At 65.9% G+C, this 20,031-nt stretch carries 18 protein-coding genes; 7 read left to right on the top strand and 11 right to left on the bottom strand.

Annotated features, from left to right (window positions below):
• Positions 1–204: 204 nt before the first annotated feature.
• Entirely contained in the window at positions 205–933 is a 729-nt protein-coding gene (locus HY058_22370) for an amino acid ABC transporter ATP-binding protein (protein ID MBI3500048.1), read from the bottom strand.
• A 1,082-nt stretch (positions 934–2,015) separates the two neighbouring features.
• On the opposite strand from HY058_22370, the gene hisI reads away from it, so the two are divergent.
• Together hisI and HY058_22360 are read left to right on the top strand one after the other, a co-directional pair.
• A complete protein-coding gene (gene hisI / locus HY058_22365) occupies positions 2,016–2,780 on the top strand; it encodes a phosphoribosyl-AMP cyclohydrolase (GenBank protein ID MBI3500047.1) in 765 nt (254 codons plus the stop codon).
• Entirely contained in the window at positions 2,777–3,274 is a 498-nt protein-coding gene (locus HY058_22360; protein ID MBI3500046.1) for a GNAT family N-acetyltransferase, read from the top strand. Before hisI ends, HY058_22360 begins: the two co-directional genes overlap by 4 nt.
• A 150-nt stretch (positions 3,275–3,424) precedes the next feature.
• Here the strand turns inward: HY058_22360 and HY058_22355 are convergent, their stop codons facing one another.
• Together HY058_22355 and HY058_22350 are read right to left on the bottom strand one after the other, a co-directional pair.
• The gene (locus tag HY058_22355; GenBank protein MBI3500045.1) at positions 3,425–3,721 is read right to left on the bottom strand and encodes a hypothetical protein; all 297 of its coding nucleotides are present in this window, start codon (positions 3,719–3,721) and stop codon (positions 3,425–3,427) included.
• 496 nt (positions 3,722–4,217) lie between these two features.
• Positions 4,218–4,826 (bottom strand): cysteine dioxygenase family protein, encoded by a 609-nt coding sequence (locus tag HY058_22350; protein ID MBI3500044.1) that lies wholly within the window; start codon positions 4,824–4,826, stop codon positions 4,218–4,220.
• A gap of 176 nt (positions 4,827–5,002) precedes the next feature.
• On the opposite strand from HY058_22350, the gene HY058_22345 reads away from it, so the two are divergent.
• Positions 5,003–5,185: a hypothetical protein gene (locus HY058_22345; GenBank protein ID MBI3500043.1), complete on the top strand. Its 183-nt coding sequence runs from the start codon at positions 5,003–5,005 to the stop codon at positions 5,183–5,185.
• Here HY058_22345 and HY058_22340 read toward each other — a convergent pair.
• Entirely contained in the window at positions 5,182–5,889 is a 708-nt protein-coding gene (locus HY058_22340; protein MBI3500042.1) for a GNAT family N-acetyltransferase, read from the bottom strand. The two genes, HY058_22345 and HY058_22340, sit on opposite strands and share 4 nt — an antisense overlap.
• Before the next feature lie 36 nt (positions 5,890–5,925).
• Positions 5,926–7,836, bottom strand: a complete 1,911-nt coding sequence (locus HY058_22335) for an ABC-F family ATP-binding cassette domain-containing protein (GenBank protein ID MBI3500041.1) — start codon at positions 7,834–7,836, stop codon at positions 5,926–5,928.
• Between the two features lie 100 nt (positions 7,837–7,936).
• Between HY058_22335 and HY058_22330 the strand changes: the two genes are divergently transcribed.
• Positions 7,937–8,452 (top strand): hypothetical protein, encoded by a 516-nt coding sequence (locus HY058_22330; protein ID MBI3500040.1) that lies wholly within the window; start codon positions 7,937–7,939, stop codon positions 8,450–8,452.
• Between the two features lies 1 nt (position 8,453).
• Here the strand turns inward: HY058_22330 and HY058_22325 are convergent, their stop codons facing one another.
• Together HY058_22325 and metG are read right to left on the bottom strand one after the other, a co-directional pair.
• Complete coding sequence (locus tag HY058_22325; protein ID MBI3500039.1) at positions 8,454–9,650, bottom strand: acyl-CoA dehydrogenase family protein; 1,197 nt, start codon at positions 9,648–9,650, stop codon at positions 8,454–8,456.
• Between the two features lie 91 nt (positions 9,651–9,741).
• Positions 9,742–11,448, bottom strand: a complete 1,707-nt coding sequence (gene metG / locus HY058_22320) for a methionine--tRNA ligase (protein MBI3500038.1) — start codon at positions 11,446–11,448, stop codon at positions 9,742–9,744.
• Between the two features lie 322 nt (positions 11,449–11,770).
• Here metG and HY058_22315 point away from each other — a divergent pair, with 322 nt between their 5' ends.
• Both HY058_22315 and HY058_22310 read left to right on the top strand, forming a co-directional pair.
• Positions 11,771–12,694: a DMT family transporter gene (locus tag HY058_22315; protein MBI3500037.1), complete on the top strand. Its 924-nt coding sequence runs from the start codon at positions 11,771–11,773 to the stop codon at positions 12,692–12,694.
• Positions 12,577–12,960, top strand: a complete 384-nt coding sequence (locus HY058_22310; protein ID MBI3500036.1) for a hypothetical protein — start codon at positions 12,577–12,579, stop codon at positions 12,958–12,960. The genes HY058_22315 and HY058_22310 overlap by 118 nt, the downstream gene beginning before the upstream one ends.
• 192 nt (positions 12,961–13,152) lie before the next feature.
• Here HY058_22310 and HY058_22305 read toward each other — a convergent pair whose 3' ends face one another.
• The 4 genes from HY058_22305 to HY058_22290 form a co-directional block, all read right to left on the bottom strand.
• On the bottom strand, positions 13,153–14,058 hold the full coding sequence (locus HY058_22305) for an ABC transporter permease (protein ID MBI3500035.1): 906 nt from the start codon (positions 14,056–14,058) through the stop codon (positions 13,153–13,155).
• Positions 14,055–15,038, bottom strand: coding sequence for an ABC transporter permease (locus HY058_22300; GenBank protein ID MBI3500034.1), 984 nt, complete (start codon positions 15,036–15,038; stop codon positions 14,055–14,057). Before HY058_22300 ends, HY058_22305 begins: the two co-directional genes overlap by 4 nt.
• A 16-nt stretch (positions 15,039–15,054) precedes the next feature.
• Positions 15,055–16,650 carry an ABC transporter substrate-binding protein gene (locus HY058_22295; GenBank protein MBI3500033.1) on the bottom strand — a complete coding sequence of 532 codons (1,596 nt, stop codon included), beginning with the start codon at positions 16,648–16,650 and terminating at the stop codon, positions 15,055–15,057.
• A 141-nt stretch (positions 16,651–16,791) separates the two neighbouring features.
• On the bottom strand, positions 16,792–18,027 hold the full coding sequence (locus tag HY058_22290; GenBank protein MBI3500032.1) for an amidohydrolase family protein: 1,236 nt from the start codon (positions 18,025–18,027) through the stop codon (positions 16,792–16,794).
• A 132-nt stretch (positions 18,028–18,159) separates the two neighbouring features.
• On the opposite strand from HY058_22290, the gene HY058_22285 reads away from it, so the two are divergent.
• Positions 18,160–19,650 (top strand): aldo/keto reductase, encoded by a 1,491-nt coding sequence (locus HY058_22285; protein MBI3500031.1) that lies wholly within the window; start codon positions 18,160–18,162, stop codon positions 19,648–19,650.
• Positions 19,651–20,031 lie beyond the last annotated feature (381 nt).

The raw sequence follows: 20,031 nt of genomic DNA, 5'->3' as shown, positions 1-20,031 counted from the left end.
TTATGAACGCTGTGAAATACGCTATTCTGGTGGTGCATGACGTTGGTCCCTTCCGTGTTCAGAAACGTTGCCAGACGTTCCAGACGCAGATGAATCAACGTCATGCGCCCTGTCTACAAAAACTAAACCGGACAGCCGTGGGTCAAGCCCGGCAATGACGAAGAAAAAATGATTCCAGCTGAACGGATACCGCTCTTGCCGGACTCAGTGCTTCAGGATCTGGGAGAGGAACAGCTTGGTGCGGTCGGACTTCGGATTGGCGAAGAATTCCTTCGGCGGCGCCTGCTCGACGATCTCGCCTTTGTCCATGAAGATCATGCGGTCGGCGACCGTGCGGGCGAATCCCATCTCGTGGGTCACGCACACCATGGTCATGCCTTCCTCGGCCAGATTAACCATGACGTCGAGCACCTCCTTGATCATCTCCGGATCGAGCGCGGAAGTGGGCTCGTCGAACAGCATGATCTTCGGGCTCATGCACAGCGAGCGGGCGATCGCAACCCGCTGCTGCTGACCGCCGGAGAGCTGGCCCGGGTATTTTTTTGCCTGCTCGGGAATGCGCACGCGCTCCAGGTATTTCGTGGCGATGTCCTCGGCCTCGGCCTTCGGCATCTTGCGCACCCAGATCGGCGCCAAGGTCAGGTTCTCGAGCACGGTCAAATGCGGAAACAGGTTGAACTGCTGGAACACCATGCCGACCTCGCGCCGGACCATGTCGATGTTCTTCACGTCCTGGCTGAGCTCGATGCCGTCGACGATGATCTGACCCTTCTGGTGCTCTTCCAGCCGGTTGATGCAGCGGATCATCGTGGACTTGCCGGAGCCCGAGGGTCCGCACACCACGATGCGCTCGCCGTGATGCACCGTCAGATTGATGTCCTTCAGCACATGGAATTCGCCGAACCATTTGTGCACGCCGGCCATGTGGATCATGACCTCGCTCGAGACCTTGTGCTCGTCCGCCGGATGCATTGCCGTCGCCATCAGTGTGAGCCTCCTGGTACCCCGCCGTTCGGCGCCTTTGCCGGCAAAGATACACGGGGGGCGCGCCGGACGCAAAAGCCGGGGTTCGGGCATCCCGGCGCCCACGAAGGCTCTTCAAACCGCTTGGGCTTCGCGCTACACACTTAAAAGGACGTCCGATCCCGGCCATGCGGCCATCTCCGGACGCATGGCCCAGGAGCGACGAGAGCACCCATGAAGAGCAAGATGAAGCTGGATACCACGCTCGTGCATGCCGGGCGCAATCCGAGGGCCCATGAGGGCGTGGTCAATCCGCCGGTCTACCACGCCTCCACCATCCTCTACCCGACCGTGGCCGCGCACGAGGCGGCGAGCGTGCCCAACCCCAAGGCCACGACCTATGGACGCCACGGCACCGCCACGCACCGGGCCTTCGAGGAGGCGGTCGCGGCGGCGGAGGGCGGGTTTGCGACGCGGGTGGTGCCCTCGGGCTTCGCCGCCGTGGTCGCCGCCATCCTCGCCTTCGTCAAGTCCGGCGATCATGTGCTGATGGTCGACTCGGTCTACGCGCCGGCGCGTCGCTGCTGCGACGTGACGCTGAAGAATTTCGGCATCGAGACCACTTACTACGATCCGCTGACCGGCGCCGGCATCGCCAAGCTGATCCGACCCAACACCAAGATCGTCTACACGGAATCTCCCGGCTCCATCACCTTCGAGGTGCAGGACGTGCCGGCCATCGCCGCGGCCGCGCATGCGGCGGGTGCGGTGGTGCTGATGGACAACACCTGGGCCGGAGGCATTTTGTTCAACGCCTTCAGCCACGGCGTCGATGTCTCCATCCACGCCGCCACCAAATACATCGTCGGCCATTCCGATGCGATGCTCGGCACCATCACCGCGACCGAAGCCGCGATCGATCCCGTTAGGGCCAGCGTCCGCGCGCTCGGCTATGCCACTGGGCCCGACGACGTCTATCTCGGGCTGAGGGGCTTGCGCACCCTCGGCGTCCGCCTGAAGCAGCACCAGGCGAATGCGCGCATCGTCGCCGAATGGCTGCGGGCGCGGCCGGAAGTGGCCGAGGTGCTCTATCCGGCTTTGCCCAACGACCCCGGGCATGCGCTGTGGAAGCGCGACTTCACCGGAGCTTCAGGACTCTTCGGCGTGGTGCTGCGCGAGTATCCGCGCCCGGCGATGGAGGCGATGCTGGACGGCATGGGCCTCTTCGGCATGGGGGCGAGCTGGGGCGGGTTCGAGAGCCTGGTCCTCTGGCAGCATCCGGAGAAGATCCGCACCGCCGTTCCCTGGACGCGGAAGGGTCCGGTCTTGCGCCTGCATATCGGGCTCGAGGATCCGAGCGACCTCATCGCCGATTTGGAAGCGGGCTTCGGGCGCCTGACCCAGGCCGCAAAGGCGGCGTGAGCCCCTCGCTCCCCCCGGCCTTGGCCGCGCAGGTCGTCTTCGACCAGAACGGCCTGGTGCCCGCGGTGGCGCAGCAGCACGACACCGGCGAGGTGCTGATGCTGGCCTGGATGAACCTGGAAGCGCTGGCCGAGACGATCCGCACCGGCCAGGTCTGCTACTGGTCGAGGTCGCGCGGCAGGCTCTGGCGCAAGGGCGAGACCTCGAAGCAGGCGCAGCGCCTGGTCGAGCTTCGCCTCGACTGCGACGGCGACACCATCCTCCTCAAGGTCGAGCAGACCGGTGTGGCCTGCCATACCGGGCGCCGCGCCTGCTTCTTCCGCGTGCTCAAGGGCGACGAGCTCATCGACGTGCTCCCGGTCGTGGTCGACCCGAAGACGCTCTATCGCGAGTGACGGCCGTGTCGGAGGCGCTGGCGAGACTCCATGTGCGCCGCGGCGAGGTAGGCGATGCAGCACTCCTCGCGCGGCTCATCAACGCGGCGTTTTCGCCCTACAAGGGGCGCCTCAAGCCGGAGTCCTCGGCGCTCCAGGAAACGCCGGAAGCCGTCCGCACCAAGCTCGTGGACGGCCACGGCAGCGGCATCGCGTCCTTCGGGCCGAATCTTGCGGGCTGCGTGCTCTTCAAGCAGACCGGCACCAATGTCTATTTCGGCCGGCTCGCCGTGCTTGCCGACCACCGCGGACGGGGTGTCGCCCGGGCGCTGATCGAATTCGTCGAGGCCGAAGCCAGGCGCGCCGGCGCCCTCTCGGTCTCGCTCGAGGTCCGGGTGGCGCTTCCCGACAACCAGCGGCTCTTTCAAGCCGCCGGCTACCGGGAAGTCGCCCGCCACGCCCATCCCGGATTCACCGAGCCGACCTCGATCGAGATGCGCAAGAAGCTGTCCTGACCCCGCCCTAGTGTCCCGCCCCTGAAATTCGTCCGCGAATTTCAGGGGCGGGACACTAATCATTTGAATCTAGTGTGATTCAGATTCCGAAGTTCGCCGACGAACTTCGGAATCATCACACTAGGCGCAGGGAGAGTGACCTACCGTCGCTCAGTAATATTGATAGGGCCGCTCTGTGGAAAAGCGCGCGACCTTGGCCATGTCGAGAGCGAGCGGCGCGTTCTCCCACGGCACCTCGCGTTGATAGGAGCCGTCAGCGATCGCCTCGAAATCGCTGGGCGAGATCCGGAGATCATTGAGAGTCCGCTGATCGAGCTCATGGAGCTCGGAGAGGACGGCCTGCTTGTCGAGCCAGCGCCGGAGCCGCCCGACGATGAGGCGGGCAATGGTGCCGAGCGTGCCCAGGCCCGGGCTCGCGGCCTCGGCGCTAGAGAATGGAACAACCATAGGAAAACGCATGTGAGGGTACCTCGCTTAGGAGCGAGCGTTCCCATCCCCGATCACCTTCTTATTGCGGTGCATGACTAATAATATATTGAATAGACGCACTAATTCAAGAAAATGCTGCGATGCAAAAATATGCATCCTGCCCTGGTTGTGGGCAGCGATTTGCTGCTTTGTTGCGCTTTTGCCACGCTGTCGCAGTATGCGCACGGTTTCAAAATCGCCGGCTTCTTTCCTTTACGAAAATGCAGTACACAGGTGAGTGGTTGAGAGGGGGTCGGCGAGACCGATCCGTTCTCAACCCTCCCTGTTTAGCCTCGCTGGCCGGAGCCGTTCGCTCCGGCCTCTTCTTTTGTGCGTTGGCGGCCCCGACGAGTGCCCCCACCCCCACCCTCCCCCACGCTAACGCGCGGGGGAGGGAGTGGAGAGGCGCGCCTCATGTCCCCTCCCCCACCAAAGGTGGGGGCGGGTTAGGGTGGGGGCCTCGTTGGCGTGCTGCTTACTTGGCGGCCGCCGGCCGCGCTTCGCGGATGTCGGGATGCGCCGGGAAGGTGCGGTAGGTGCCGGCCTTCTCGTCATAGCTCACCCGGTTCGGCAGGTTTTCGAGGCTCATGCCGTACATGTGCAGATGCATGATCGGCCGGCTCGACAGCACATGAATGGAATGGACGTCATCGGGCAAGAAAGCGATGCCGGTGCCCGGGCCGACGGTGAATTCCCGGGCAATCTTGACCGTCCCCTTGCCTGGCTGAGTGTGATCCGGATTGCGCTCATAGACCCGGTTGTGCTCCTCGCCGTCGATGCCGACGATGACGGCCCAGGTCGTATGGTTGTGGGGCGGAGTCTGCTTTCCGGGCGAGCCCGAGTTGAGATAGAGCGCGAAGCGGCGGTCCGGGTCTTCGGCGAGGCGATAGAGCCGGTCGCGGGCACCCTCGGGCGGCAGGGGAAAATCGGCGCGGGGGAACAGCGCATGCTTGGCCGCGAGCTCGATCAACACCGCCTTGATGGAATCGAGGGCCGGTCGCGTGACCCCCTCATCGCGCTCGATGCGACGGATCCGGTCGACGGCGGCTTCGACCGCCTCGGCGCGCTCGCTGGCAACCGACATGGCAGAGATCCTCCCGATCACGCTGGTCTTCCCTGGAGGCTAGGGCGGCCCCAAGCCTTTCGCAAGGCGTGCAGGCGTTTGGCACTCTTGGGTAGCGAGTGCTAGCCGCCTCAATAATGTCATTTGAGGTGATTGCGTTGCGGACCAAGGATGGGTGGCGCAACGGGGGGTTGACGGTGTCGCAGCAATCGCCCGCGGGGCCGCAAGCAGCGGAGTTCAGGGAGCAGGCGAACGTGCTGCGCCGGCTCGCGCGCACGTTCGACATCCCCGGCATTCGCCTGCAGCTCCTGGCCTTGGCCGATCAGTGCGAAAAGCTCGCGGCCTCGCTCGAGGCCTCGGACAAAGAAGAGCCGCGTTAGACCGGCCGCTTCGGCGCTGCTACGCCGCATTCGCGCAAGGACCGGCGCTGCTGGCCGTCCGCGTCGAAATTCGCCGGCTCGAGCCAGCGCTCGAAGCCGGCGCGGATCGCCGGCCATTGGCCATCCAGCATGGCGAACCAGGCGGTGTCGCGGTTGCGGCCCTTGACGATCATGTGCTGGAGGAAGGTGCCCTCATAGGCAAAGCCGAAGCGATCGGCGGCCCGCCTGGAGGGCGCGTTCAAGGCATTGCATTTCCACTCCAGGCGCCGATAGCCCCAGCCCTCGAACACTTGCCGGGCCATGAGGAAGATCGCCTCGGTCGCTTGCCGGGTGCGCTGCAGGACCGGGGCGAACCAGATATTGCCGATCTCGATCCCGCCCTGGCCAGGGGTGATGCGGAGATAGCTCACCATGCCCGATGCGCGGCCGCCGGCTTCGTCGATCACGGCGAAGAACAGCGGATCGCTCGTGGCCGCGCATTCGGCGAGCCAGGCGCGGAACTGGGCCAGGTCGGCGAAGGGCCCGTAGCCCATATAGGTCCAGAGCCGATCCTCGCCCTTGGCGAGCGCGTAGAGATCCTGGCCATGGCGCTCCGGATCGATCGGCTCGAGGCGCGCATAGCGTCCTTGATGCACGACCCGCTCCGGCGCCTTCGCCGGGCGCCAATCGATCTTGGGCCCAATCGGCTCGGCTTCACCAGCCATCGCGTCCCCCATCCTCAATCGCCCTGGCGCCGCCGCTCATTCCGCCGCCTCCAGCGCCTCGGAGGCTTCCAGCCAAGACCGCTCGGTCTCGGCGATCTCGCGCTCGATGTGACCTTTGCGGCGGGTGAGCGTGGCGACCTTCTCGCCGCCGCCCTGATATGTGGCCGGGTCGGCGAGCGCGCTCTCGATTTCGGCGCGCTCGGCGGTCAGCCGGGACAGCGACTCCTCCGCCTTGCGGGCTCGGCGACGCAAGGCCTGCAGGCGCTCCCGGCTTGGCCGCTGAGGCCGCTCCTTCACCGGTTCCGCGGTGGCCTTCGGCAGGGCTTCCGCTTTCGCCTTCGCCCGCTGGGCGGCTTCGCGGCCGGCGCGGCGTTCGGCGCGGCCCTGTTCCAACAGCCAGTTGCGATAATCGTCGACGTCGCCTTCGAAGTCCCGGACGGTGCCGTCGGCGACCAGCCACAGGCGATCGGCGATGAGCCTGACCAGATGCGGATCGTGGCTCACCAGAATGACCGCGCCGGAATACTCGCCGAGCGCCTCCACCAGGGCTTCGCGGGCATCGACGTCGAGATGGTTCGTCGGTTCGTCCAGGATGAGGAGCTGCGGTGCGGCGAGGCTGATGAGGCAGAGGCTGAGCCGTGCGCGCTCGCCGCCCGACAGTTTCTCGACCTCGAGCCCGACATGCTGCTCGCCGAAGCCGAAGCGGCCGAGCCTCGCCCTGATCTCGCGCTCCTGCGCGCCCGCGAGCGCCGTCGCCAGGTGCTGCATCGGGGTGCGATCGGGCTCCAGCTCTTCCAGCTGATGCTGGGCGAAGAAGCCGACACCGAGCTTGGAGGATCGGGTCTGCCGTCCGGCCATGGGCTTGAGGCGTCCGGCCACGAGCCGGGCGAAGGTGGTCTTGCCGTTGCCATTGGCGCCCAAGAGCGCGATGCGGTCATCGGGGTCGATGTTGAGGCCGATATTCCGGAGGATCGGTCGGCCGGGCTCGTAGCCGACCGAAACGCCGTCGAACGCAATCAAGGGCGGGGCCAGCGCCACCGGCTCCGGGAAGTGGAAGTCGGGGGCCCTGGGATCGACGCGGATGGCGGCCGCCGGCCCCAGCCGCTCGATCGCCTTCAAGCGGCTCTGCGCTTGGCGCGCCTTCGAGGCTTTGTAGCGGAAGCGGTCGACGAAGGCCTGCATATGCTTGCGCGCCGCCTCCTGCTTGGCGGCACTTGCCGCTTCCAGCGCGCGTTGCTCGGCCAGAGCCACCAGGAACGCATCATAGGCGCCGGCATAGAGCCTGAGCTTGCCCGAGTCCAAATGCAGGATATGGCCGACCACGCGGTTCAAGAGCTCGCGGTCGTGGCTCACCAGGACGAGCGTCCCCGGGTAATGCTCGAGGAAGCCTTCGAGCCAGAGTGTGGCTTCGAGGTCGAGATGGTTGGTCGGCTCGTCGAGCAGCAGGATGTCGGGGGCGCGAAAGAGCTGCGAAGCCAAGGCCACGCGCATGCGCCAGCCGCCGGAGAAGTCCGACAAGGGGCGGGCTTGCGCCCTCTGGTCGAAGCCGAGACCGGCCAGAATCTCCGCCGCCCGTGCCGGTGCCGCATGGGCGGCGATGTCGGCGAGCCGTGTCTGCACCTCGGCGATGCGATGGGGATCGACCGCGGTCTCGGCTTCCGCCATCAGCGTGGCGCGCTCGGTATCGGCGGCAAGCACCGCCTCCAGCGGCGTCACCTCGCCGCCGGGCGCCTCCTGCGCCACGGCGCCGATCCGGGCCTGGCGCGGCAGCCGGATGGTGCCGGCATCGGCCTGGACCTCGGCGAGGATGAGCTTGAGCAGGGTCGACTTGCCGGCCCCGTTGCGGCCGACCAGGCCCACATGGTGGCCCGCCGGCACCGCCACCGTGGCGCCGTCGAACAACAGCCGCCCGCCGATCCGGTAGACGAGTCCATTGATGTGCAACATGGCGGCGCCTCATAGCACGGCCGCCCCCGCACGGGCGAGCCGGCTCTTTCGTGTAAGATCGATCGCCCGGGGAGCCGACCGCGCCTTAGAGAAAGCGAAAATGCGAGCGAAATTCTACACACGCGCCGAGGTGGAGAACCTCGTGGATGCGCTCGAGGTGCATGTCCGCGAGGTGCACGAGCTTGCCGGCCATGCGGCCCAGCAAGCGGCGTCCGCCAATAGCTTTCATGCCTATCGGGCGTTTCGCGACAAGGCCGGCGAGTTCGAGACCTTCTCGATTCTGATCGAGGGGCGGCTCAACCGCATGGAGGATGGCGCCAACCCGGACCTGCAGCAGACCTTCGACGAGCTCACCGCGGTCACCTACAAGGAGCTGATTCGCGCCAGCATCAAGTTCCTCTACGTGCTCGCCGCGCATGCGAGCCTGCCGCTCGGCACGCGGGAGATCTTCATGCAGGAGCTCCGCACCTTGCACGACACCAAGGCGAAGCTGAGCCAATCCCGCTACGCCGAGCGGCTGGATGACGAGGCGCGCCGCAATCTCAAGGTCGCCGAGGACATCCTCAACGAGATCATCGACAAGGCGCCGAGCCTCTTGAGCTTCGGCGGACGTTAGGTCACACCAAGGCGGTGTCGGCCGCCAGCCCGAGAAGGTGCTGGCCCACCGTCTCGAAATGCTCGGAGCGTCCCTGCACCTGCTGGGCCACGGTGTGGATGTCGCGGAATCGGCGCTCGAAGGCGTTGTCGGCAAAGATCGCGGTGGCGCCGGCGGCGTGAAAGGCCGCGTCGGCCACGGCGACGGCCTGGTGAATGGCGAAGGTCGCCGCCAGGCGGATGCGCATGCGCTGGTCCAGGGTCGCTTGGCCGCCGGGCCCCAGCGTCCGCCAGATCTCCTCCAAGGTGCCCAAGAGGTAGCTGCGTGCCGCGCCGAGCGTGGCTTCGGCGTGGCCGACCCGGCTCTGGACCACGGCGCCGTCGCGCAAGGTCGTGCGGAGGCCGAACGATGGCTTCTCCCGCGCCAGCGCCATGAAATCTTCATGCATGCGACGCGCGATGCCGAGGGCGACACCGGCGAAGCTCGTGGCATAGAGGCCGATTTGCGTGAGGCCGTAGAGAGCGCCTTGATCGCGCCGCTCGGCAAAGGCCTCGCGGGAGACCGTATGGGCCTCGGGCACGAACAGATCCGCGACCGCGTAAGCGTCGCTGGCAGTGCCGCGGAGGCCGATGACCTGCCAAATGTCGCTCCATTGGGCACGCTTGGCCGGGAACAGCATGGTGCGGATGGCCGGCACGCCGCCAGGACCCAGGCGCGGCGTGCCATCGCCTTCGATGAGCGCGCAATGCCCGCCGAGCCAGGTCGCCTCATGGCCGCCGCTGGCGAAGCTCCACCTGCCGGTAACCCGGAAGCCGCCTTGAACAGCAACCGCGCGCCCCGCACCCGGCCCCCAAGCCAGGACCGAACGCGGCGGACCAAAGAGCTCCCGGGCAACCTCGGGGGCGAGGTAGGCCGCGATCATGCTGCTGCCACAGGCCTGGCCCAAGCACCAGGCGAGGCTCCCATCGAGCCTGGCGACCGCCTCGATGACCTTTAGATAGCTCATCGGATCGAGCTCGGCGCCGGCACAGGCGCTGGGCAGCAGCATGCGGTAGAGCCGGGCTTCGAGGAGTGCCTCCACCAGCGGCTCCGGCAGGCGGCGCTCGCGATCGATCCCAGCGGATGCCGCCTCGATGTCCGGCGTCAGTAAGCGTACCGCATCGAGAAATGCGGCGCCGTCGCCGGCGACACCGGCCGGCTGTCCGGGAAGCTGCCGCATCGTTCCGACCATCGGCCCAAGCCTTCGCCGCCACCCTTTCTGCAGTATTCCCCGCCGCTCGCAGCCAGCGCAAGCGGTGGTGCTCGCAGTGCTAAGGCAGGAGAAGCTCGGTGGTTGCGCTTCGAGAATAGCGGTTTGCCAACCGGGCCGCCGTTTCAGCGCCAAGCTTGGGAAACAGGACCGGCGGCACCTCAATGCCTCTGCCGGAGCCGATCGCCTCCTGGGCTTCGCCAGCGTCTCCTGGGAACACGGGATGCAGCTTTTCTTCTCCCAGCACCCCAAGTACCCTTTCCGCAGTGCTCGGGATGAACGGCCAGGCCACGACCGCTGCCAGCCGCACGAGATTGACTCCCGTCCGTGTGACGACCGCCGCTCGAGCTCTGTCGTGCTTGACCACGGTCCAGGGCGCCTGCTCCGCGAGATAGGCGTTCGCCAGCGCCCAGATCCCACGCACTTCGCCGGCAGCCCTGCGGATCTGCGCGCGCTCATGCGCAAGCCGCAAAGTGCACAGCCGGACATCCAGCTCCAATCGGAGCGCCACCTCCGCCGACCCAGGATCACCACCTTCCGGCACCACACCTCCCCACCTCGAACCGAGGAAGGCGAGGCACCTATTGACGAGATTGCCGAAGACGTCGGCCAGGTCCTTATCCACGGTCTCCACGAACCTGTCAGCGGAGAAATCGACGTCCGCACCCTCGGGCGAGTTTGCGGCGAGCCACCAGCGCCAAGTGTCCGCAGGCAGCTCTTTCAGAGCCTCGTCCGTAAAGATCCCGTGACCGTGGCTCGTCGAAAACTTCCCGCTCTCGAAGGTCAGCCAGTTGAAGCCCTTGATGAGATCGGGAAGCTTCCACGGCAGGCCTGATCCCAACAGGACCGAAGGAAAGAACACGGCGTGAAACGGCACGTTGTCCTTGGCTAGGAACTCGACGTGCCTGACCTCGGAGCCGCCTTGCCACCAGTCGCGCCAATCCCGACCGGGCGCCTTGTCCGCCCATTCCACTGCGGCGGCGATGTAGCCGATTGGTGCGTCGAACCAGACGTAGAAAACTTTGCCCTCGAATCCGGGACGCGGGACCGGCACGCCCCAGGCTAGGTCCCTCGTAATGCAGCGATCCTTGAGACCCTCGTCAAGCCAAGAGAGAGCGATACCGCGGACAAGTGGCGGCCAGTCCGGATGCGTTCTGATCCACTCGCGCAACCGACCCTCGAAGCCTGCGAGCTTTAGAAAGAGGTGACGCGTCTCGCGGAACTCGACGTCGACGGCCCCGGAGATCGCCGACCGGGGCGATCCCAGATCGGCCGGGTCGAGGAGGCGCCCGCAAGCGTCGCACTGGTCGCCGCGCGCGCCCGGATCGCCGCAATGGGGGCATGTCCCTTCAACAAGGCGGTCCTGAAGAAAACGGCGATCGGTCCCGGAGTAGGGTTGCCTGATGACCCTTTCCTCGATGAGCCCGGCCGAGTCCAGACGGCGATAAAATTCCTGGGTTAGCGCATGGTTGGCTGGGCCGGAGGTGCGGGAAAAGTGATCGAAGGAGATGCCGAAGTTGCGATAGATGCCGGCCTGGGTCGCGTGCTGCCGCTCGCAATAGGCGGCGACGTCGAGATTGGCCGCGAGCGCGGCGAGCTCGGCGGGTGTGCCGTGGTCGTCGGTGCCGCACAGGAAAAGAACGTCGTTCCCGATCTGACGGTGGAAGCGGGCGTGGATATCGGCTGGCAGGATCGAGCCTGCGAGATTGCCGAGATGCTTGACGCCGTTGATGTAGGGTAGCGCGCTGGTGATCAGAACCTTGGTCATGGCTTCCTCCGGTTCGGGTGCGGGTTGCACGGACGAAAAACCCTCCGCGAAGGGAGGGCCGGAAGAACCGCTGACGATGCTAGGTCAGTACGCTAGGTTTCCGGCCGCTCGTATCGAGAGGGGCCGGGCATTCGGAGAAAACCGCTAGCAGCGTGAAATGGTGCGCCCATGACCGACAATATGGCGGGCATTGACGCTTCGGTCAACGATCAGGGGCCTTCTTTAGCGGCACTCGCAAGAGCGAAGGCTCCCTAGCCCCGGCCGCCGGGCCCCTGCTACAAGAAGCGACCGACCGCCGCCTACAGCCCCCGAGCCGTCGCTCATGCCCCATGCCGATATCGCGCCCGCGGAGATCGCGAGGCCGCCCCTCGCCCCCAGCTTGCGCAAGAACCGCCTTCTCGGCATCGGCCTGATGGTGACGGCGGCGACCGGCTTCAGCCTCGCCGGCGTGCTGGTGCGCCAGACCGAGACCACGGCCTGGGAGGTGGTGTTCTGGCGCTCGGTGTTCATGGTGCTGGTGGTGGCAACGGTGCTGTTCCTCCAGCATCGATTGAAAGCCTTCGCCGTGATCCGGGCCGTCGGCTGGATCGGGCTGGTGAGCGCCTTCTTTCTGGCGTCGTCGTTCTACTGCTTCGTGCTGGCGATCAAGCACACCACCGTCGCCAACACCGTGGTGATCATGAGCGCGGCCCCCTTCGTCACCGCGCTCGCCGGATGGATGGTGCTGGGCGAAAGGGTGCCGCCCCGGACCTGGATCGCGCTTGTCGCCGCCGCCACCGGCATCGCACTCATGTTCTGGGAGTCGCTGGCGACCGGCACCGGGCTCCTCGGCAATGTCTTCGCCTTCGGCATCGCCATCACCTATGCCGGCCAGGTGACGCCCTTGCGCATGGCCGGCGCCAATCTCGACATGGCGCCCACAGCCTTGCTGGCGGGGCTGATGGCGAGCGCCATCGGCCTGCCGCTCGCCTGGCCCTTCTCCGCCTCCGCCCATGACGTGGGCGTGTTCGCGGTCATGGGCGTCTTTCAGATCGGCTTGCCCAACGTCCTCATGATCCGCGCGGCCCGCTATCTCAGCGCGACCGAGATCGTGCTCCTGGGCATGGTCGAGGTGGTGCTGGGGCCGATCTGGGTCTGGCTCGCCATCGCCGAGCGGCCGAGCGACCTGGCGCTCATCGGCGGCGCCATCGTGTTGGCCGCCCTTGCCGGCAATGCGCTCGCAGGCTCGCGCCGCGGCGCTGCGTGATAGGCCGACGCGTCGCTCCGCACCATCTCTACACGCAAGCCCTCCTCTCGGCGGCCCCCGAGCCGGACCCCGATGCCAAGCGGCGGCGCATCGTGCTGGAAGGCGACGTTCCCAACCCGGCGCGAGTACCCCCGGGCTGCGCCTTCCACACGCGCTGCCCGATCGCCACCGAGCGCTGCCGCAAAGAGCGGCCCGAGCTCCGCGAGGTGCAGCCGAAGCAATTCGCCGCCTGCCATTTCGCTGGGCCCAATCCGATTCCGGTGTAGGCGTCCTGACCGTGAGGTTCGCCAGTGCAAAAGGAAGCCCTGGAGTCTTGCGGTGCGTCCTTCGACGTGGGCGCGAACTCATAAATCCGTGGGCGTTGGCGGACTTCAGCTTTGGTGCGCAGCAGGGACTCAAGTCGGACGTCGCGCGAGGTCCGAAAAGTGCCATTGGACCGACATTTGCCGCGAGAGGGCCTACCGCAACTTCGGATCGAGCCAGTCGCGCAGCCAGTCCCCGAGCAGGTTGACGGAAACCAAGGTCAACACCAGCGCCAACCCGGGAAACAGCACGACCCACCATTCTCCGGACAAGAAGTAGCCATAGCCGATCCGGATCAGCGTGCCGAGCGACGGCCGGCTCGAAGGCATGCCGAAGCCCAGGAACGAGAGCGTCGCCTCGGACATGATGGCAAAAGCTATGTCCAAGGTCGCTAGCACGATGATCGGGTTCAGCACATTGGGCAGGAGCTGTGCGGCCATGATGTGGGCGGGCCCGCGACCGACCAGCCGGGCTGCCGCCACATAGTCCTTCTCCCGTTCGACCAGCACCGCACCGCGGACCAGCCGGGCGAAGTGCGGCCAATGCGCGATGCCCAGCGCCAGCACCAGGATCGGCATCGCCATCGCCACACGGGCTGCGTCGGTCAGCAGCTTCTGGCTGATGCCCCCGATCAGCAGCGCCAGCAGGAGAGCCGGAAAGGTGAATTGGACGTCGGCCATGCGCATCAGGATGCCGTCCACGAGACCGCCGAGATAGCCGCTGACTAACCCTGCGGTGGTGCCGAGTGCGACCGACAGCGCCACCGCCAGAAGCCCGACGATCAGCGAGGCGCGAAGGCCGTAAAGAATCAGCGACAAGAGGTCAGCGCCCTGGCTGTCGGTGCCCAGCAGATAACGCGTATCGCCGCCTGTGAGAAAGGCCGGCGGCAGATGTGAGTCGAGGAGATCGAGCGTCGCTAGGTCATAAGGATCGGTCCGCACCAGCCAGGGCGCGAAGACAGCGCCGCCGATGAGCGCGATCAGGACAAAAGCCGCGCAAGCGGCCGGCGGCGAACCCCTGAGCCGGTGCAGCCACGGCGACACGGTCGCCAGCAGCGTCACGACCGAGCCGCCAATGCCCGGATCCGCAGCCGAGGGTCGACCACCGCATACAAGAGATCGACCACGAAATTGATGCCGACGAAGAACAGGGCGGCGGTCATCAAGAACGCCGATATCACCGGCACGTCGGTCTGTTCCAATGCCTGCAAGAACAAGAGCCCCATGCCCGGCCATTGGAACACCTGCTCTACCACCACCGCGAAGGCCAACAGGTAGCCGAGCTGGATGCCGCTTACCGTGATGATCGGGATCCAGGTATTGCGCAAGGCGTGCGACAGGTGGATGGTGCGGTCGCGAAGCCCGCGCGCGCGAGCAAACCGAATATAGTCGCTGCGCAGCACGTCCAACATCTCCGCCCGCGTCAACCGGGCGAGCAGAGCGACCTGCCCGAACGCCAGAGACAGGGCGGGCATGATCAGCGACTTCAGACCCGATAGGGTCAGCAGGCCCGTGGTCCAGCCGCCGAGACGCACCACCTCGCCGCGCCCGAATGGCGGCAACCAGCCCAACACCAGCGAGAAGCACAGAATGAGCAGGATGCCGAAGAAGAAGGTCGGCAGCGACACCCCGAAGATGGACAGACCCATCAGCAAGCCGGCATCGACACGCCCCCGCCGCACCGCCGCATAGACGCCGATCGGAACGCCAATCGAAAGCGATAGAAGAAGCGCCGTGGCCGCCAGCTCGACGGTTGCCGGGATGCGCTCGGCGAGCAGGTCCGTTATTGGCCGTTGCGCGGTGTACGAGACACCGAGATCTCCGTGCAAAGGCAGGGCGAGGGAATGCAGGTAACGCAGCACGAGGGGATCATCGAGATGCAGGCGCTGGCGCAGCGCCAACCGGTCGGCGGCGGTCGCGTCGAGGCCGAGGATGCTCGCGACCGGATCGCCAACCACATCGCCCAAGAGGAATGCCAATACGCTGACGACGAGCACCACCAACACGCCGTGCAGCAGCCGGGTGGCGATTAAGGCGGCCATGGGACCGCCGGCCGCGCTAGCGAACCGTCAGCGCTTGCAGCATGACTGCGCCATCGGCACGGGCGGGCACGTTCACTGCATTCTTCATCCCCCAGCTCAACACCGGCTGGTGCAGGTATATCGCATGCACCTGGTCGCGACCGATGCTCAAGCCGCGGCGGTAGAGCTCGGTCCGGCGCGCCGGATCGAAGGTGCCCACCAGCGCATCGACGACGCCGTCGAACTCCGGGTTGGTCCAGAGCGCCCAATTGGTGGCGCCGCGGTTCTTCTGCTTGTCGCGGGTCGCCATCACCGACACGAAGGTATCCTGGGTGTCGCCGGAGTTCCCCGCAGCACCGATGAGATGGAAACTCGAGTTCGGTCCGTTGACCAAGAGGCGGGCGAATTCCGGCCAGACGATCGTCTTGACGCGCACCTCGACCCCGACCCGCGCCAGCATGCTGGCGACTGCGCGGCAGATCTCGTCGGTGTTGATATAGCGCTCGACCGGGCAGTTGAGCTGGACCGCGAAGCCGTCGGGATACCCCGCCTGCGCTAGCAGCGACTTCGCTCGGTCGATGTCGTAAGGCCAATGAACATCCAGATCCTTCTGATACCCCTCGAGCCCGACCGCGGCCGCGGTGCCGACCACGACCGCCTGCCCGCGCATCACCCGCTGCACGATCAGATTGGCATCGATCGCATGGGCGAAGGCCTGTCGCACGCGGACGTCCTTCAGCGGATTGGCCTTAAGCGGCGTGCCGGCCTTGTCGAAGACGTCGAGCGCCACCTCGCGGGTACCGTCCATCTCCAGTTCCATGAACAGCTGCTGCGACACTTGAGCCACCTTGAATCCGGGCGCGCCTTTGACCCGGTCCAGGTCCTGGTTCGGCAAATCGGTGATCAAGTCGAGGTCGCCCGACAAGAGCGACACCACCCGGGTCGGCCCCGATCCGATCGGCGTGTAGATGGCCTCGTCGACATTTCCGCCGAAGGCACCCCAGTAGGATTGGTTCCGCTGGAACACGGTGCGGCGGCCGGGCTCCTGCGTCTCCAACCGCATCGGTCCGGTGCCGAGCGCGTGGCGGAGCGTAAAGCCCTCGGTGCCCTGGGCACCGAGGTCGGGGACTTTCTCGGCCCCGTTTGCCTTGGCCCAGGCTTGCGACATGACAAACAGCCGCACCATCTTGCGCGGCAGAATCGGATCGGGAACGCCCGAGGCCACATCGATGGTGGAGCCGTCGATCTTGGTCGCCGTCTGGATGTCGCCAAACAACGCTCCGTAGAGTGGGCTCGTCTTCTGCCTGAGGATCGAGAAGATCACGTCGTCCGCGGTCAAGGGAGAGCCGTCCTGGAACTTCACCCCGTCTCGAATCGTGAAGCGCCAGGTGGCATTGCTACGATAGCTCCAGGCCGTCGCCAGGCCCGGACCAATGCTCATGTCGTCGCCGAGGCTGACCAGGCTGTCATAGACTTGCCGAACCAAGCCTGCGGTCACGAAATCGTTGGTCGCGTGCGGATCCATGGTCAAGGGCGGCGTCGTGCCGCCATATCGCAAGGTGCCCGCATGGGCCGCCGTCGCCAGGAGGCATAATGCCGCGCACGAGGCGGCGATCCGGTTCGTCATCATCATTCTCGGTCCCCCTCAAGCAGCGGGCATTGTTGGTCGATGTGAGCCTTCGATCAAGGCGCTTTACGGCGATTGACGGCGCATCGGCCGCGGCGTCCCGATCTCCGCCTGCCGCACACTGTTACGGCCCGCGCCGCCGCAGGTTCAATCCAAACGGTTCTTGTGGAAGGCGCCGCCTTTCATAATGACCGGCAAATGCGCGCCCGCGCCACGCAGCAAGTCGAGGTTTTCCAAGGGGTCGCCGTCGACCACCAGCAGATCGGCGTAAGCGCCGACCTCGATCACCCCCAGCTCGTCCGAGCAGTTCAAGAGCTCGGCATTGACGCGGGTGGCCGAGGCAATGATCTCGGCTGCGCTCAGGACCTGCGCGCGGATCGCGAACTCATCGGATTGGGCCACATGCAGCTCACCCATCAAGTCGGTGCCCAGCCCCATCTTGACGCCTGCCCGCTTGCAGATCTCCAACATTTGCAGGCCCGCCTGGTTGACCCGGGCGAGCTTGCCCATGACGATCGATGTCAGCCCCAGCTCTGTTCCGCGCCGCTGGGTCTCGCGATAGCACACCAGCGTCGGCACCATGATTGCGCCGCGTTCGGCCATGAGTGCGGCTGTAGCCTCGTCCACCATGTTGCCATGCTCGATCGAGCGCACGCCGCATGAGACGGCGTGGGCGATGGCATGGGCAGCGTAGGCGTGGGCGGCGACATAGGTATTCCAGGCCTCGGCTTCGTCCACCGCGGCCTCGACCTCTGCGCGTGAGTATTGCCGATTCTCGAGCGGGTCATTGGGGGAGCCCACGCCGCCCGAGCACATCAGCTTCAGGAAATCAGCGCCCTTCCGCAACTCGTCGCGCGCGGCGTGGCGAACCTGATCGACGCCGTCGGCGATCCGGGTGATGAAATGATGGGCATTGCTGCAGGCGCACATCGTCTGGTCGTCGGTGCGCCGCCGCTGATCGCCATGGCCGCCGGTTTGACTGATCGCCTTGCCGGCGATGAACAGACGCGGTCCGACCGCCAAACCCTCATCGATGGCCCGGCGGATTCCCCAATCGCCGCCGCCGGTGTCGCGAAGCGTGGTGAACCCTCGATCCAGCGCGCCGCTCAGGCGCTGCAGCCCGATCACCGTCATGAAGGTCAACGGCGCGTCCTCCGCACGCCACATATTCAAGTAGATGCCAAAGGTATGGAAATGCGCGTCGATCAGGCCGGGCATCAAAGTCCGGCCCCGCACATCGACGCGCCGCGCCGCACCCGCTTGGATCGGCCGGTCGGAGACCTCGCGGATGCGATCGCCCTCGATGGCGACATGCATGGCCTCGCGCCGAACCATCTCCCTCGTGTCGAGCAGCAAGGCGTTCTCGAAGATGAGGATCGACATCGCTCCCAACGCCTTTCCATGATCGCGGCTCGGGCATTATAGGCCGGCTCGGCGACGCAACCCGCCGAAGTTTCCCGGCACCCGCGCCGGGTGCTATCATTTCCGACCTTGCCGATTTGAGCACACAAGACAATGCCCCCGCGATCCTCCGCGCCGGAGCGCATCGATCTGGCGCCCGGCCTCACGACCAGCCGGATCATGACCGGCCTGTGGCAGATCGCCGATATGGAGCGCGACGGGAAGGTCCTGGATGTCGACAAGGGGGCGGCGGCGCTCTTGGACTATGTGCGGGCCGGCTTCGATAGCTTCGACATGGCAGACCATTATGGCAGCGCCGAAGTGGTCGCCGGCCGCCTGCTCCAGCGCATTGCCCGCGAGAAGCCGAAGGGTGTCGAGCGCGCCTTCGTCTCCACCAAATGGTGCCCCAGTCCCGGCGCGATGACGCCCGACGTGGTTCGGGCCGGGGTCGAGCGCAGCCTCGGCCGGCTCGGCGTGTCGACGATCGACCTCATGCAGTTCCACTGGTGGACCTTCGAGCATCCGGGCTATCTGGACGCCATGACTGAGCTCGCGGCATTGCAGCGCGAGGGTCTGATCCGCCATCTCGGCGTCACCAATTTCAATACCGATCATCTCCGTGTCCTGGTGAAGCACGGCATTCCCGTCGTCTCGAACCAGGTGTCGTTCTCGCTCATGGATCGGCGCGCCGCAGAGGACATGAGCCAATTCTGCATCGAGCACGGAATCAAGCTGCTCGCCTATGGCACGCTCGGTGGCGGTTTGATATCGGAGCGGTGGCTGGGACGGCCCGAGCCGACGGCGAGTGACATCGCCGACTGGAGCAAGATGAAGTACAAGCGGTTCGTCGACGCGATCGGCGGCTGGGCGGTGCTGCAGGGGATCCTCGGCGCGCTTCATCGCGTCGCCGGCAAGCACGGCGTGTCGATCGCCAATGTCGCCACGCGTTGGATCCTGGACCACAAGGCGGTCGCCGCCGTCATCGTCGGCGCGCGGCTGGGAGAGCGCGAGCACCGGGAGGACAATCTCCGGACCTTCGCCTTCGCCCTCGACGATGCCGACCGCTCGGCAATCGAGGCGGCGTTCCAGGGGTCGAAGCGCATTCCGGGAGACTGCGGCGATGAATATCGAAGACCGCCCTTTCTCACCGCCTCGGGAGATTTGAGCCATCACCTGTCCAGCGTTCCCAAGGTCTACAAGGCCGTACCCGCCGATTCGCGGCCGCAGCGCCTCAGGGTGGATTCCGCCAGCATCTGGGAAGCCCTATGCGGATACAGCCGCGCTATTCGCATCGGCGACCGGGTGCTGGTCAGCGGCACCACGGCGACGGACGCCAAGGGTGCCGTCGTCTGTCGGGGCGATCCCGCGGCGCAGACCGTCTACATCCTGGACAAGATCATGGCCGCGCTGGGATCGCTCGGTGCCACGCTCGAGGATGTGATCCGGACGCGCATCTATCTGAGGGATGCAAGCCAATGGGAACCCGTTGCCCGGGTCCATGGCCGCTATTTCGGCCGCATCAGGCCGGCCAATACGCTCATCGAGGTCTCTGGTCTGGTTGGTGACTACGAGGTCGAGATCGAGGCCGAAGCCATAGTCGGCTGAGCTTGGGTCCGACGCGGCGGATCACGTCGAGCGCTGTCGCAAGGAGCGGCCTGAGCTCAGCGAGGCCGCGCCCAAACAATTCGCCGCCTGCCATTTCGCGGCGGCCAATCCGATCCCGGTGTAGGCGTCCTGACCGTGAGGTTCGTCAGTGCATGAAGAATCCCTGGAGTCCTGCCGTGCGTCCTTCGACGAGGGCGTGAACTCATAAATCCGTGGGCGTTAGCGGACTTCCGCTTTGGTGCGCATTGCGGACTCAACACAAACATGGCACCAGCTCCGACTAGTGCCATGGGACTAAACCGCTTTCGCGGTAGAGCGCTGCACGCAGGCGTGTGCCTGAGGCGATCAGCGGGGCAATAACGGTCAAGGAGCGTCTTGTCT

The sequence above is a fragment of the Pseudomonadota bacterium genome (assembly GCA_016195085.1).
GTDB lineage: Bacteria > Pseudomonadota > Alphaproteobacteria > SHVZ01 > SHVZ01 > JACQAG01.
This window is presented reverse-complemented; position numbering and strand designations above follow the sequence as displayed.